The 15183-nt window shown below is 65.6% G+C and carries 12 protein-coding genes; 5 read left to right on the top strand and 7 right to left on the bottom strand.

Translation table 11 applies throughout. From position 1 onward, the window contains the following. Window positions 1-55 precede the first annotated feature (55 nt). The 4 genes from AC1MEM_RS14385 to AC1MEM_RS14370 are packed head-to-tail and all read right to left on the bottom strand — an operon-like array spanning window position 56 to window position 2272. Window positions 56-424, bottom strand: a complete 369-nt coding sequence (locus AC1MEM_RS14385) for a hypothetical protein (RefSeq protein ID WP_499471485.1) — start codon at window positions 422-424, stop codon at window positions 56-58. A 58-nt stretch (window positions 425-482) separates the two neighbouring features. Further along, window positions 483-1403: an SPFH domain-containing protein gene (locus AC1MEM_RS14380; protein ID WP_499471483.1), complete on the bottom strand. Its 921-nt coding sequence runs from the start codon at window positions 1401-1403 to the stop codon at window positions 483-485. Between the two features lie 23 nt (window positions 1404-1426). Continuing rightward, window positions 1427-1849 carry an NfeD family protein gene (locus AC1MEM_RS14375; RefSeq protein ID WP_499471481.1) on the bottom strand — a complete coding sequence of 141 codons (423 nt, stop codon included), beginning with the start codon at window positions 1847-1849 and terminating at the stop codon, window positions 1427-1429. A 30-nt stretch (window positions 1850-1879) separates the two neighbouring features. Then, window positions 1880-2272: a hypothetical protein gene (locus tag AC1MEM_RS14370; protein WP_499471479.1), complete on the bottom strand. Its 393-nt coding sequence runs from the start codon at window positions 2270-2272 to the stop codon at window positions 1880-1882. A gap of 616 nt (window positions 2273-2888) precedes the next feature. Here AC1MEM_RS14370 and AC1MEM_RS14365 point away from each other — a divergent pair. Further along, window positions 2889-3029, top strand: coding sequence for a hypothetical protein (locus AC1MEM_RS14365; protein WP_499471477.1), 141 nt, complete (start codon window positions 2889-2891; stop codon window positions 3027-3029). 128 nt (window positions 3030-3157) lie between these two features. On the opposite strand, the gene ppsA is transcribed toward AC1MEM_RS14365, so the two are convergent. Then, on the bottom strand, window positions 3158-5512 hold the full coding sequence (gene ppsA / locus AC1MEM_RS14360) for a phosphoenolpyruvate synthase (RefSeq protein WP_499477651.1): 2355 nt from the start codon (window positions 5510-5512) through the stop codon (window positions 3158-3160). Window positions 5513-5780: 268 nt separating this feature from the next. On the opposite strand from ppsA, the gene ppsR reads away from it, so the two are divergent. Continuing rightward, on the top strand, window positions 5781-6629 hold the full coding sequence (gene ppsR / locus AC1MEM_RS14355) for a posphoenolpyruvate synthetase regulatory kinase/phosphorylase PpsR (protein WP_499471475.1): 849 nt from the start codon (window positions 5781-5783) through the stop codon (window positions 6627-6629). Window positions 6630-6893: 264 nt separating this feature from the next. Here the strand turns inward: ppsR and AC1MEM_RS14350 are convergent, their stop codons facing one another. Together AC1MEM_RS14350 and AC1MEM_RS14345 are read right to left on the bottom strand one after the other, a co-directional pair. Continuing rightward, on the bottom strand, window positions 6894-9293 hold the full coding sequence (locus AC1MEM_RS14350) for a PAS domain-containing hybrid sensor histidine kinase/response regulator (protein ID WP_499471473.1): 2400 nt from the start codon (window positions 9291-9293) through the stop codon (window positions 6894-6896). 49 nt (window positions 9294-9342) lie between these two features. After that, on the bottom strand, window positions 9343-10884 hold the full coding sequence (locus AC1MEM_RS14345) for a hypothetical protein (RefSeq protein WP_499471471.1): 1542 nt from the start codon (window positions 10882-10884) through the stop codon (window positions 9343-9345). Between the two features lie 151 nt (window positions 10885-11035). Between AC1MEM_RS14345 and AC1MEM_RS14340 the strand changes: the two genes are divergently transcribed. From AC1MEM_RS14340 to AC1MEM_RS14330, 3 genes are all read left to right on the top strand, one after another. Then, window positions 11036-12019, top strand: a complete 984-nt coding sequence (locus AC1MEM_RS14340) for an HDOD domain-containing protein (protein WP_499471469.1) — start codon at window positions 11036-11038, stop codon at window positions 12017-12019. 55 nt (window positions 12020-12074) lie between these two features. Continuing rightward, entirely contained in the window at window positions 12075-12902 is an 828-nt protein-coding gene (locus tag AC1MEM_RS14335) for a metallophosphoesterase (protein WP_499471467.1), read from the top strand. Between the two features lie 187 nt (window positions 12903-13089). After that, window positions 13090-15183, top strand: a complete 2094-nt coding sequence (locus tag AC1MEM_RS14330) for a PAS domain-containing protein (protein WP_499471465.1) — start codon at window positions 13090-13092, stop codon at window positions 15181-15183.

The following is a 15183-nucleotide window of genomic DNA, read 5'->3' as shown; positions in this document are numbered from 1 at the left end:
ACCGGTCTGCGGTCAATGTGGAGATTCAACATACATCCTTTCTCATCAATAAGCATCAGCGCAGCACCTGCGCCAGCGCGCCCAGCATCACCGCGGCGATCATCAGCACGCCGAAGCCGAGGCAGCGCAGCAGCGCGCCGAGGCGCTTGCCGCGTGGCCGGCTGCGCAGCAGGTAGATCGGCACGACGATCGGGGTCAGGACGACGATGCCGACGCTCATCCAGCGCGAGCGATGGAAGCGGCGCGCTTCGCTGTCGAGCCGGTACCAGTAGAAGGGCAGGAAGGTCGACAGGAATGCCCACAGCAGCGCCCACGGCAACGCCCACCACAAAGGAATTTGCGGCGCGTCGAGGCTGGCCGCGTCGATCGCTCCCGCCACCAGCATCAGTACCAGCAAGGCATACAACACATGCTTCGCGCGCATCCCTCCACCTCCCTTTTTCCACGTTCGACAGCCCGGCAGTACGGGAATTCGCCGCCGCTTATTTCTGCGTTTTCACAATCTGCAGCGCGCTCGCAATCAGCCCGCTCATCTCGCCCAGGTTGGCCGGCACGATGATCGAATTATTCGTCTTGGCCAGCTTGCCGAAGGCGTCGACATAGTGTTCGGCCACGCGCAGATTCATCGCGTCTTCGCCGCCCGGATCGCGGATCGCGGCGCCGACCTGGCGCAATGCCGTGGCGCTGGCTTCGGCGATGGCGACGATGGCGCTGGCCTCGCCCTGGGCGCGGTTGATCGCGGCCTGGCGCTCGCCTTCGGAACGGGCGATCGAGGCTTCGCGTTCGCCGCTGGCGATGTTGATCTGCTCCTGGCGTCTTCCTTCAGACGCCGCAATCAATGCCCGTTTTTCGCGTTCGGCCGTGATCTGGCGCTGCATCGAATGCAGGATCTCGGCCGGCGGCGTCAGGTCCTTGATTTCATAGCGCAGCACCTTGACGCCCCAGTTCGCGGCCGACTCGTCGATCGCGTTGACGATGGTGGTGTTGATGTGGTCGCGCTCCTCGAAGGTCTTATCCAGTTCCATCTTGCCGATCACCGAGCGCAGCGTCGTTTGCGCCAGCTGGGTGATGGCCTGGATGTAGTTCGAGGCGCCGTAGGAGGCGCGCATGGCGTCGGTCACCTGGAAGTACAGGATGCCGTCGACCTGCAGCTGGGTGTTGTCCTTGGTGATGCAGACCTGGGGCGGCACGTCGAGCGGGATTTCCTTCAGCACGTGTTTGTAGGCGATGCGGTCGATGAACGGGATCACGATGTTCAGGCCCGGCGCCAGCGTCGCGTGGTATTTGCCGAGGCGCTCGACTACCCAGGCGTGCTGCTGCGGCACGACATTGATCGTCTTGAAGACGAACACGATCGCGATGATGAAAATGACCAGCGCTACCGTTCCGAACGTGAATTCCATGAGCATTCCTTATCAATCAGTTTCTATGAGTTTGCGACGATGAGGCGGCTGCCCTGCACTTCGACGATGCGGAACTCGCCGGCCTCCGCCAGCGCGCCCGGTCCCAGCTCGACATCCCACAGCGCGCCGCGGTACATCACGCGCGCGCGGCCATCCTGCCAGGCGGGCACGGCCACCCGGGCCCCGATGTCGAGGTTCACGTTCTGGTCGCGGCCGGGGCTTTGCCTGGACGGGCGGCCGAAACGGCTGCGGTGCAGGATGCTGGTGGCGACCAGGCCGATGGCGGCCGCGACCAGGGTCTGGATCGGCCCGCTCAGGCCCAGCAGCGCCGCGATGCCGCCAAAGGCGAGGCCGATGGCGATCATCAGCAAATAAAAGGTGCCGGTGAACAGTTCGGCGATCACCAGGATCCCCGCACCCACCAGCCAGTTCATCCAATCGAGCATATCGTTCTCCTCAACCCACTTTGAACACGTTCAGCCGCTCTTGCGCGGGGTGAAAATCGGCGACACCGCCGCCTTGTCCTGGGGCGCCTTGCAGGCACGTTCGCAACGCTGGTACGTGCTTTCGCAGGCGGCGGTGCGCGCGATGCGGCGATTCTGCACGGCCGTGCGCTCGCCGGCGCGGGCGGCCTCGGACACCGGCGCGCCGGTCCTGGCGGCCGTGCGCGCGAACTCGTTTTTCTCCTGCATCACCAGCAAGCCTTCGCCGTCTTCGGCCGCCAGCTGTTGCGCGTCCGCCTTGCAGGCACGGCGCTCGCTGTCGCAGACCGAGTGGCAGAAACCCGGGTCGGCGGCGAGCACGGTGTTCGAGGACAGAACGCCGAACAGAACGCCGGCCAAGGCGGCAATCGTGAAGGCAAGGCGCATGCAATTCTCCAGTCATGTGAGAAACACTCGCCGCCGCAGGGTGACAAGGCTTTCCAAAAGTCTAACGTGTTCTGGTGCCGAGTCAAGACATTTGTTGCCTTAAGGCTATTGGCAGATTTTTATCGATGATGCTGAATGGGCACGGCAACAGCGGGCGCCCGGCGGATCTGTGGTATGCGGTCTGGCGCCACGTTTTCGCCTGGCCGTAGGGTGGACACCCCGTGCCCACGCGGATGCACGATCATGGTTGGCGGTATTCGCCCCGAGAAGGCCGGTACGAGTCAGATTCGCCGAATGATCATTGGAGATCCGTATCGATGATGTGGATTGTCGCGCCGGAACGAGGTTAACACGGCGCATAGTTCCGCGTGGGGCCTAGCGGGGAATTCGGACAGCATGCTGCCGGCCCGCGAGGCGCCCTGCCCGACAGGGCAGGGCTCGGAGTGCCCACCTTACAAAACTGGCCGAAATATCGAACAATCCATTCACCGTCCCCATACCTGACATTGCTAATTGGAATTGGCGCTGCCGCCAGATGAAGCCTATAACGGGAGTATCGGCGATCCGTGCACCTCCGCTTTTCGCGCGGCGCCTCAATGCAATCCCGGGAGATGGAATGAAACACGTATTGAAGACTGTCGCGCGCCTGCTGATGCGCGTCGCCCGCCACCGCGCTGAGCAGTTCATGCAGCGCCAACGCCAGGTGAACGCCAACCTCGCGGTGGACTACCGGTCGAACGCCGGCGGCTGGAACTAAAACCGGGCAAGACTGTACGAAACAAAACGCCAACCACCCCGGTTGGCGTTTTTTTGCCCGGTCGCGGGACGAAAAAAAAATCCCCCGCCACCCCGAGGGTGAGCGAGGGATGTCCAGCGCAGCGAAGCTTACATCGCCGCCAGCTTCTGCCAGGTCTCGATCACCGAGTCAGGATTGAGCGACATCGATTCGATGCCCTCTTCCACCAGCCACTGCGCGAAGTCAGGATTGTCCGAAGGACCCTGGCCGCAGATGCCGATGTACTTGCCCTGCGCGCGGCAGGCCTTGATCGCCAGCGACAGCATCGCCTTCACGGCCGGGTCGCGCTCGTCGAAGTCGGCTGCCAGCAGCGGCATGCCCGAGTCGCGGTCCAGGCCCAGGGTCAGCTGGGTCAGGTCGTTCGAACCGATCGAGAAGCCGTCGAAGAACTCGAGGAAGCGATCGGCCAGGATGGCATTCGACGGCACTTCGCACATCATGATGACGCGCAGGCCGTTTTCGCCGCGTTTGAGGCCATATTTGGCCAGCAGGTCGATGACCTTCTCGGCCTGGCCCAGGGTGCGCACGAACGGGATCATGAGCTCGACGTTGGTCAGGCCCATCTCTTCGCGCACGCGTTTCATGGCAATGCACTCCATCTCGAAGGCTTCGGCGAAGTCTTCGGCCAGGTAGCGCGCGGCGCCGCGGAAGCCCAGCATCGGGTTTTCTTCGTCCGGCTCGTAGCGCGAACCGCCGATCAGCTTCTTGTACTCGTTCGACTTGAAGTCCGACAGGCGCACGATGACAGGCTTTGGCCAGAAGGCGGCGGCGATCGTCGCCACGCCTTCGGCCAGTTTATCCACGTAGAAGGCCTTCGGCGAGGCGTGGCCGCGGGCGACCGACTCCACTGCCTTCTTCAGGTCGGCATCGATGTTCGGGTACTCGAGGATGGCCTTCGGGTGCACGCCGATGTTGTTGTTGATGATGAACTCGAGACGCGCCAGGCCGACACCGTTGTTCGGCACCGACTGGAAATCAAAAGCAAGCTGCGGGTTGCCGACGTTGAGCATGATCTTGGTCTTGATCGGTGGCAGTTCGCCGCGCGAGACTTCCGTGATTTCCGTTTCCAGCAGGCCGTCGTAGATCTTGCCCTCGTCGCCTTCGGCGCAGGAGACCGTCACAAACGTACCGTCCTTCAGGATCTCGGTCGCGTCGCCGCAGCCGACGACGGCCGGCACGCCCAGTTCACGCGCGATGATCGCCGCGTGGCAGGTACGGCCGCCGCGGTTGGTGACGATGGCCGAGGCGCGCTTCATGACCGGTTCCCAGTTCGGGTCGGTCATGTCGGCCACCAGCACGTCGCCCGGCTGCACGCGTTCCATGTCGGCCGGGTCGGTAATCACGCGCACGGGACCGGCGCCGATTTTCTGGCCGATCGCGCGGCCGTGGGTCAGCACGGTACCGGTGCCCTTCAGGCTGAAACGCTGCTGGGCGTCGGTGGCCTTCTGCTGCGACTTCACGGTTTCCGGACGCGCCTGCAGGATGAACAGTTTGCCGTCGCGGCCATCCTTGCCCCACTCGATGTCCATCGGACGGCCATAGTGGTTCTCGATGATGACGGCATATTTTGCCAGCTCGACGACTTCGGCGTCGGTCAGCGAATAGCGGTTGCGCATCTCGATCGGTACGTCGACGGTTTTCACCGAACGGCCGGCTTTCGCCTCGTTGGTGAACTCCATTTTGATCAGTTTCGAGCCGATGTTGCGGCGGATGACCGGCGATTTACCCTGCTGGAGCATCGGCTTGTGGACGTAGAACTCGTCCGGATTGACCGCGCCCTGCACCACCGTCTCGCCCAGGCCGTAGCTCGAGGTGATGAAGACGACGTCCTTGAAGCCCGATTCGGTGTCGATCGTGAACATGACGCCGGCGGCGCCCAGGTCCGAGCGCACCATGCGCTGCACGCCGGCCGACAGGGCGACCTCGGCGTGGGTGAAGCCCTTATGCACGCGATACGAGATGGCGCGGTCGTTGTAGAGCGAAGCGAAGACGTGCTTCATTGCTTCCAGCACGTTGTCGATGCCGACCACGTTCAGGAAGGTCTCCTGCTGGCCCGCGAACGAGGCGTCCGGCAGGTCTTCCGCGGTGGCCGAGGAGCGCACGGCAAAGGACATCTCGGCGGTGGAGTCGGCGACCAGGCGCTCGTAGTAGCTGCGGATTTCGTTTTCCAGGCGCGGCTGGAACGGGGTCTCGACGATCCACTGGCGGATTTCAAGACCGGCCGCGGCGAGCGAACGCACGTCGTCGATGTCGAGCCCTTCCAGGCGGGTGGCGATGCGGTCGGCCAAGGACGGGCCGCCATCGATCGAATGCTCGAGGAAGTCGCGGAAGGCCTGGGCCGTGGTGGCGAAGCCGGTCGGCACGCGCACGCCGGCTTCGGCGAGCTGGCTGATCATTTCGCCGAGCGACGCGTTCTTGCCGCCGACCGATTCGACATCGGTCATGCGCAGGTTTTCGAACGGAGCGACGTAGACGCCGGCGCCCTGTTCGGGGTCTTTCAATGCTGCATTAGACAGGTTAGTCATAATAAAACACCTTACTTGATGATAGAAACCTTGTGGCGCGGCTGCGGGCGTGTGTTCTTGTTATTCTTGGCGCGGTGCAGCACAATGCAAAAACCGTTGCCGAGCATTCTACCCCGTGTGCCCCGGATTCACATCGCACAACATTCCAAACTCGCTGCAAACCCGATAGCATTGACAAAAAAATATCATGACAGATGATGCCCGCACTCCGCTTCCCTCGCCACCGCGCACCGTGTTCTTCGTGTCAGACGGTACCGGCATCACCGCCGAGACCTTCGGCCACGCGGTGCTGAGCCAGTTCGAGATGCGTTTCCGCCAGATCCGCATCCCCTTCATCGACACGCTGGAAAAGGCCAGGGACGCGGCGCGCCGCATCAATGAACACTACGCCGCCGACAACCAGCGCCCGATCGTCTTCTCGACCCTGGTGAAACACGACCTGTCGGGCGTGATCCGCGGCTCGAACGGCATGCACATGGACCTGTTCCAGACCTTCGTCGCGCCGCTCGAGATGGAATTGGGCGTGAAGTCCACCCACACGATCGGCCGCATCCACAACGTGGTCGACTCCGAGGAATACAAGAACCGCATCGAGGCGATCAATTTTTCGCTGGCGCACGACGACGGCCAGTCGCACAAGAACCTGGCCGAGGCCGACGTGATCCTCGTCGGCGTGTCGCGTTCGGGCAAGACGCCGACCAGCCTCTACCTGGCGATGCAATACGGGATCAAGGCGGCCAACTATCCGCTCATCCCCGACGACTTCGAGCGCGGCAAGCTGCCGTCCTCGCTGCCGCCCTTCAAACACAAGCTGTTCGGCCTGACGATCGCGCCCGAACGCCTGACCCAGATCCGCGAGGAGCGCCGCGCCGGCAGCAAATATGCGTCCATCGAGAACTGCCGCTATGAAGTGAACGAGGCGGAGATGATGATGAAGCGCGAGGGTATCCGCTGGCTGTCCTCGACCACCAAGTCGATCGAGGAGATCGCGACGACGGTGCTGCAGGAGATCAAGCCCGATCGGCGCGAGTACTAAAAGGACCCGGGACATAGTGCCTGTCAGTCAAGGCGTAATCGGCCATTGTCGTAGGGTGGCACTCCGTGCCCACGCGTTTCGTGCGCGGATCACGGCCAGGTACGTGGAAGTGTCGCTCCGCAGCGTCAACAATGATCGTTTGGCACGCGTTGCCACGATGCGCCATGTGCGACACCTTGGTCGCCAACACGGTGCGGAATTCCGCGTGGGCACGGAGTGCCGACCCTACGGTGCCTGCCTGGCTTAGCGCCCCCCCGACGTTTCTCAAGGCCTTTGCGACGCCATCGCCAGCACCTGCGCCAGCCTGTCCGTATCCATCGGCTTCACGAAATGATGCTCGAAACCGCTCGACTTCGACAGGATGCGGTCGTGCGCCTGGCCGTAGCCGGTCAGCGCGATGAACAACGCTGAACCGGTCGCCGGATCGGCACGCAGGCGGCGCGCCAGCTCGTAGCCGTCCATCTCCGGCAGGCCGATGTCGAGGATGAAGACCTCGGGCGGCTCGGCCCGCGCGGCATCGATCGCCTGCACCGGATGCGCTTCCACCCGCACGCTGTGGCCCTGCGCTTCGAGCAGCACGGCCAGCGACTCGGCGGCGTCGACATTGTCGTCGACGATCATGATGCGCAGCGGCGCCAGGCCAGGCAAGGCGCTTGCCGCACCCGCCAGCTGGTCCTTCACGCCCTGCTCCACCGCCGGCAACCGGATCGTAAACGTGCTGCCCGCGCCCGGACCGGCGCTCGCGGCCGACACGGTGCCGCCGTGCAGCGCCACCATGTTCTTGACCAGCGCCAGGCCGATGCCGAGACCCCCTTGCGCGCGGTCCGGCGTGCGTTCGGCCTGGGTGAAGAGCTCGAAAATCTGCGGCAGCAGCCTGGCCTCGATGCCGATGCCGTTGTCGATCACGCTGATATCGACCCGGCCCTCGCCGGCATGCACGGCGAGCGTGATCTCGCCCCCCTGCGGCGTGTATTTCGCCGCGTTGTTCAGGAGGTTGGCGATCACCTGCACCAGGCGCGTGCGGTCGCCCAGCACGGTCGCCTGCGACGCATCGGTGCGCACGGTGAGCGCGTGGTGGCGCGCTTCGATCAGGGGCCGGGCCTGCTCGACGGCGTTCGAGACGGCGGCCTTGATGTCGACCAGTTCCTTTTCCAGCTCGACCAGCCCGCGCGTGACGCGCGACACGTCCAGCAAATCGTCCACCAGCGCCGTCATGTGTTTCACCTGGCGGCTGATGACTTCACTCGCCTTTTTCGTACGCAGGTCCGTGGCATTCGTCAGGCGCAGCATTTCGGCGGCGGTGCTGATCGGCGCCAGCGGGTTGCGCAGTTCGTGCGCGAGCATGGCGAGGAATTCGTCCTTCTTGCGGTTCGATTCGCGCAGCTCGAACTCGGCCTGGTATCGCTCGGTCACGTCGACCGTCACGCCACGCATGCGCACCGCCTGTCCATCGGCGTCGAACTGGACCTTGCCGCGGCTGTCCAGCCAGACCTGGCGGCCGTTGTCGGGACGGATGAAGCGCACCACTTCCTGGTAGGTCCCGGTGCCGGCGATTGCCTTGCGGTGGGCGTCCTCGATCTTGTCGCGGTCGTCGGGGTGGATATGCTCGCCGACGGCGTCCATCCCGTCCGGCGAGAAGCCGAGCACGAGGCCGATGTTGTCCGAGTGGGCCAGTTCGCCGCTGGCGAAGTTCCAGTCCCAGACCGCCATCCGGGTCGCGTCCATGCCGTCGCGCAGTCGCTCGTCGCTTTCGCGCTTGGCCGCTTGCGCCTCGACCGAATCGGTGACGTCGTAGCCCTGCGCGAAGATGCCGATCGTGGTGCCGTACTGGTCCTTGTAGGGCTGGTAGACGAGGTCGATATAGCGCTGACTGATCGGACCGCCGGGCACGCGCTGGATCCCGAGCGGCATCGCGCGCGTGGTCCAGGCCTCACCGGTGCGGTAGACCCGGTCGAGGAATTCCTCATACCCCTGGCCCACCGCTTCCGGCAGCGCGTCGAATACCGGTTTACCGATCAGTTCGCGGTGCCCGACCAGCTGGTAATACGCCTCGTTGACCATTTCGAAGACGTGCTTCGGCCCCATCAGCACGGCGACGAAACCCGGCGCCTGGTTGAACAGGCTCCTCAGGTGTTCGCGCTCGTTGTTGAGGATGCGCGACAGCGCCTCGTGCATCTGGGCGCGGTTGAAATTCTCGGCATTGGTCTCGCCCGGCGGCGTGAGCTGCAAGGTCGCGACCTCGGACTGCTGGTCGTAGCGATACAGCTCGGTGACGTCGACCGCATTCTGGAACACCAGCACCGGCTTGCCGTCGGTGTCCAGCACCGGCGTGTGCACGGTGCTCCAGTAGCGCTCTTCGTATTTCTTCCCTTCCGGCGTGTTCACTTCGACCGCATAGCGGACAAAGGCCGTGGTATCGGGCTCGCCCTTGGCCAGGGCGCGCAGCAGCGAGGCTCTCACCTCGTCGACGTTGGTCGTTTCCGGATTGCTCTCTTCGGGCGGAAAGGCCTCGAAGACGTAGCGTCCGACGAGTTCTTCCTTGGTGCGCTGGACCGAGCGCAGGTAGGCGCCGCTGGCGCCGACGATCGTCAGGTCGGGCCCCGTCACGAGATAGGGATAGGGCGAGACGCGAAACAGCGCCTGGTAGTCCGATAAGGTCATCATGCGTGGAATTGTCGCATGGATGAGCGCGCACGGCCATGCGCTCCGGGTGTCAGGGCCGGCGCCGCGCCAGGTCGGCCTCGATCGCCTTCGACAGCGTCTCGATCGACCACACCAGGTCGCGCACCTCGACCTGCGGCCGGTAGAACTGGCCATTGGCGCGCTTGCGGTTCACATACACCTTGTTCGGCACGATCACGGCCGCGCGGCCCCCAGGCAGCTCGGCGACCCGGACGTCCATGTAGGTCGAGTCGGCCGAACTCGGGGCGCCGACCAGCACCGTGTTCGGGAAGCGCGTAAAGACGTCGAGCGCATCGAGGCAGGCGCTGGCGCAGTTGCCCGGCACGACCACGTACAGGGGCCGCGTGAAGGGCGGGCCGTCCTGCGCCTCGTCGATGGCCGGCGGCCCGGCTTCGTCCTGCTCCACGTGGAAGGGTTTGCCCTGGTCGAGCGCCGCGCGCATGCCTTGCGCGGTACGCCGGATGCGCGCCGCCGATGCGAGGCTGCCCTCGCGCGCCAGCCGTTCGGCCAGCTCCGTCACGTAAGCGGTGTTGCCGGGCGAGGCGCGCCACCAGACCTCGACGCCGGCATCGTAGGCGGCGCTCTCCTTGTCGACGCGTGCCTTGCCCCACAAGGCCCGGGCGAATTCCTGGCTCCAGTCCGAGGAACCGCCCTGGTTCTTGCGCAGGTCGACCACGACCGCGTCCGCGGCCAGCCAGCGCGTGCGCCGGGCTTCGATGTCCCGGTACAGCGCGCGGTAGGCGGCGCGTTCTTCCTCGTTCGGATGGAAGGTCGGCATCGACACCCATATCAGGTTCTTGCGCGGCTCGGTCACGCCGACCGGGCGCGCGTCGCCGCCGCTGCTCTCGGCGAGCAGGCGCTCGCCCTCGGCGTCGAGGGCGCGCCAGGCCAGCACGTGCTGGACCGCCTTGCCCTGCGCTTCGAAGGTGCAGCGCCGCGGCAGCGCGATGAAAGGGTTATGGTCGTCGCGGAAGACGCGGCCCGCCCGCGACCACCACTGGCCCGCTTCGTCGACCCGGCCCTGGAAGCCGAACACGTTGTCGCGGATGAGCTGCTGCGCGTCCTTGCCGTCGCAGCCGCGCAGCTTGCTGCCGATGGCCGGCTGGCCAGCCTGGGACGCGAATACGTACAGCCCGTCGCCGCGCCAGACGGTGACGAAGCCGGGCCAGCGCTCGGGCGGGAGAATCGACGGGTCCAGCTTCGGGAACATGCCGGCGTGGCCATCGCGGATGCGCACGTTGAAGCCCGCCAGCGCGGCGACATAGCCGGGCGCGTCCGCCACCTTGTCCGCCAGCGCCAGTCCGTGGCGGCGCGCCGCTTCCAGGTTGGCCGAAAAGCCGGGATTGCGCGGATCGAGCGCGCCGGGGTGATTGTCGCGCGTGACCTGCACGGCGGCCTCGATATCGGCCTGCGCGGCGGCGCGCCAGGCCTCGGGCGTGGTGGGCAAAGCTGGCGGCAGGATCGGGCCGCCGGCGCAGGCCGGGGCCACGGCCGCGGCCAGGACAGCCAGGCCGGCCAGGCCGGACAACAGATGCTGCTTCAGGCCTTGCGGCAGGTACGGAAAGCGCGGCATGGGCTCCTCATCGGCGGAATGTTCAAAATCTTGCCAGAGTACCACCCCGCGGCCATCCGAAAACTCATCAATTCTCACACCCGTCCCCTATGCCGGCCCCCTGCCTCATGTAGAATCCCCGTGGTGGCATTCTTCATGGACGGCAGCGACAATGGGTTGGTTCGGCAAATCGAAAGGCGGCGAAGCCGCACCCAGGACGGCTGCGGGCGTGCAGGCTCCGGCGCAGGCCGCGTCCGCTGCACCCGAGCCGGCCACCACCGCCGAGATCGACGCCGCGTACTACCGCTGGCTGGCCGCCGCGCCCCCGCCGCGCGCCGCGGCGCAGCTCGAACTGCGCATCCTCGACGAGCTGGCCCGGCTCGCGCAGGCGCCGGTGTCCGGCGCCGCCCTCGTGCCGCGGGTGCCGGAAATCATTCCCCGGCTGATGCGCACCCTGCAGGGCGAGGACATGAACGCGGCCGAACTGTCGCGCCAGCTGAGCCAGGACATGGTGCTGGTGGCCGAGGTCTACCGCGAAGCGAACCGGCCGGCCTACCTGCCGCGCTACCATTCCGGCCCGCCGGTCAACAGCATGCAGGGCGCGATCATGCTGCTCGGGCAGAACGGCATGCGCATGCTGCTGGCGCGCGTGGCGTTTCGTCCAATCGTCAGCATGCAAAGCGGGCGCCTGGCCAAGCGCACCGCGCCCCTGATCTGGCGCCAGTCCGAAAAGAGCGCGCTCGGCGCCAGCCTGCTGGCCCCAGGCCTGCGTGCGAATGCCTTCGACGCCTACCTGGCCGGGCTGATGGAAAACGTCGGCCTGGTGGTCGCCTTCCGCCTGGTCAACCAGCTCTGCGCCGACGATGCCCTGCCCTGGTCGGACGCCTTCATTGCCGGCCTGTTCGGGCAGGCGCGCATCCTGTCGGCGCGCATCGCCGCCTTGTGGGAGTTCCCGGAGACTGTAGCGGCGGCGATCGAAGCCGCGGGCCGGCCGGATGCGCCGGCGCTGGCGCAGGCACTGGCCCTCGGGGACCGGCTGGCCAAGCTGCGCATGCTGGTCGACGCGGCCGAGTATGCACCGGACGATCCGTTCGTCGTCGATGGGCTGAGCGAGGCGGCGCGCGCCGTATTGGACAAGCTGCAGGACGAAGAGTAGGCCTGGAGCGGGCGCGTTCGCGGCACGCCCCCGCTGATCTGGCTATACTGCCGCCATGCGCATACAGCTGTTTTCCGACCTCCATCTCGAACGCTACCCGGTCTTCCAGCCGGCACTGGCGCCCGACGCCGACGTGATCGTCCTCGCCGGCGACATCGGCTCCTACCAGAACGGCTCGCGCCTGGGCGGCAGCGACTTCGGCCTCGAACGCTTTTCGCCGGCGCTGGGCGCGACAAACGCCCGGGTGCTTTACGTCCCCGGCAACCACGAATACGACGGACTCGAGTTCGACGAGGCGCATGCCCGCCTGCGCGAGACCTGCGCCCGCCTCGGCATCGCCTGGCTCGAGCGCGAGACCGTGATCATCGACCATGTCCGTTTCATCGGCACCACCCTGTGGTCGGATTTCGACGCCCTCGCCGCCGGCCACGAATTAACGAAACAACTGCAGCTGCGCGAAAAGGCGCTGCGCGCAGCCAACTTTTACCTCAACAAGAACACGACGCTGCGTGGCGGCGAGCCGGTGCTGGCCGACGGCTGGCGCGCCATGGCGCTCGACTGCCAGGCCTGGCTGCGCGCGGCTCTCGGCACGCCCTTCGACGGCCTCACCGTCGCCGTCACCCACTTCGCGCCCAGCCTGAAAAGCGCCGACCCGCGCTATGGCGTCACGGCGGGTACGGCGGGCTTCTGCAACGCGCTCGAGGACCTGTTCCCGCTGGCGGACGTCTGGATGCACGGCCACCTGCACTGCCTGAACGATTACCTCGCCTCGGGCGTCGAGAACGGCCGCGCCTGGTCCTGCCGCGTCGTCGCCAATCCGCTCGGCTACCTCAGCAAGGGCGAGCAGGAAGGCTTCCGGCCCGAGCTCGTGATCGAGCTGTAGCGCGGCCGGTCCGCCCGCACGGCGCCTGGCGGCGTTGCACAATGGCAACGTCGATGCAAATTTACCGATATTGATGGTTGCTTAGTGCGTAGTCGAAAGATACAATCCTGTTTCTTTCAAGAAATTGATTAAATTGCGGCCGCGTCTCCCACGGCCTCTCTTCGGTTTCCAACTTCGACGCCCACTCATGCCAACTTCCGCCGAACAAATCCTCTCGCCAACGTCCGACCCGCGGCTCGACCTGGCGCTCGCTGCGCTTGACGCCATCCACCGCGTGCAGGCGGTTGTCGAATTCGATTTGAACGGCAAGGTGGTCCACGCCAACCACAACTTCCTCGAGGCGATGGGCTATGCGCTGGACGAGGTCGTGAGACAGCACCACAGCATGTTTTGCCCCGACGACTACACCGAATCGCAGGCCTACCACGCCTTCTGGCACGAACTCGGCCAGGGCCATCCCTGCAGCGGCGAGTATATGCGCCTCGCCAAAGGCGGGCGCCCGGTCTGGCTGCAGGCCTCCTACAACCCGGTGTTCGACACCGAGGGGCGTCCGGTCAAGGTGATCAAGTTCGCGACCGACATCACCGCCGCCAAGCTGCAGAGCGCCAACAACGCCGCCAAGATCGACGCGATCAACCGCGTGCAGGCCGTGATCGAGTTCGGCCTCGACGGCCGCATCCTCGACGCCAACGACAACTTCCTGCAGACGATGGGCTACAGCCTGGACGAGATCCGCGGCCAGCACCACCGCGTCTTCTGCGACCCCGCGCACGCGGCCTCGGCGGCCTACGCCGAATTCTGGTCGCACCTTTCGGCGGGCGAACTGCACGCCGGCGTCTACAAGCGCCGCCACAAGAGCGGGCGCGATGTCTGGATCAACGCCTCCTACAATCCGGTGTTCGGGCCGGACGGCAAGCCGATCAAGGTCATCAAGTATGCGACCGACGTCACCGTCCACGTCCAGCGCAACGCGGAATTCGAAGGCAAGAACCAGGCCGTCGACCGGGTCCAGGCGGTCATCGAATTCGACCTGCAGGGCAAGGTGCTGCACGCGAACGAGAACTTCCTGAAGGTGATGGGCTATGGCCTCGATGAAGTACGCGGCAACCACCACCGCATGTTCTGCGACCAGGCCTTTGCCCATTCGCCCGAGTACCTGGCATTCTGGGAGCGCCTCGGGCGCGGCGAATTCAATGCCGGCGAATACTGCCGCATCCGCAAGGACGGCAAGCAGGTCTGGATCCTGGCCTCGTACAACCCGATCTTCGATGCCGACGGCAAGCCGGTCAAGGTGGTGAAATTCGCCACCGACATCACGGCCCGGAAACGCATGGGCGCCGAGATCAAGGGCAAGCTCGATGCGATCGGGCGCTCGCAGGCCGTGATCGAATTCGACATGCGCGGCAATGTCGTGAGCGCGAACGACAACTTCCTGCGCACCATGGGCTATGCCGAGGAAGAAGTGCTGGGCGCGCACCACAGCATGTTCTGCGAGGGCGACTACGTGAAAAGCTCGGCCTACCGCCACTTCTGGGCCAACCTGGCGCAGGGCCAGTTCCAGTCCGGGCGCTTCAAGCGGCGCGGCAAGCACGACGCCGACATCTGGATCCTGGCGACCTACAATCCGATCCTCGACGTCAACGGCAAGCCCTACAAGGTCGTCAAGTTCGCGATGGACGTGACCGACCAGGTGCACCGCGAGGAACTGGTCAGCGCCAAAGTCAAAGCCATCTCCGGCGTGCTCGCTTCGCTGTCGCAATCGATTTCCGCGATCGCGCGCGGCTCGCAGCAGTCGGCCGAGATGGCCGGGCGGGCCCAGGCCGACGCGGCCGCCGGCAGCAAGCTGCTGGGCCGTTCCCGCGAAGCGATCGAAGCGATCCAGAAGGCCTCGGGCGACGTCCACGAGATCATCGAGACGATCGGCGACATCGCCGGCCAGACGCACCTCCTCGCCTTCAATGCCGCGATCGAAGCGGCGCGCGCCGGGGAGCACGGCAAGGGCTTCTCGGTCGTCGCCAACGAAGTACGCAAACTGGCCGAGAAATCGGCCCTCGCAGCGCGCGAAATCACGAAGCTGATCAACGAGACCGTGGCCCGCGTCGGCGAAGGCAGCCGCCTGTCCGGAGAAGTCGAGGACGCGTTCGCGCGCATCGTCGATTCGGTCGCGCGCACCAGCACCTCGGTCGGCGAAATCCACGAATCGACCAGCGCCCAGGCCGGCGCCACGCACGACGCCTCGTCGCTGCTGGCCGAGCTCGAACGCGTCGCGACGGCAGGCTGA

The organism is Telluria sp. AIW5 (genome assembly GCF_056680575.1).
Note: the sequence above shows the minus strand (reverse complement) of the source record. Positions and strands in the feature narration are given on the sequence as shown.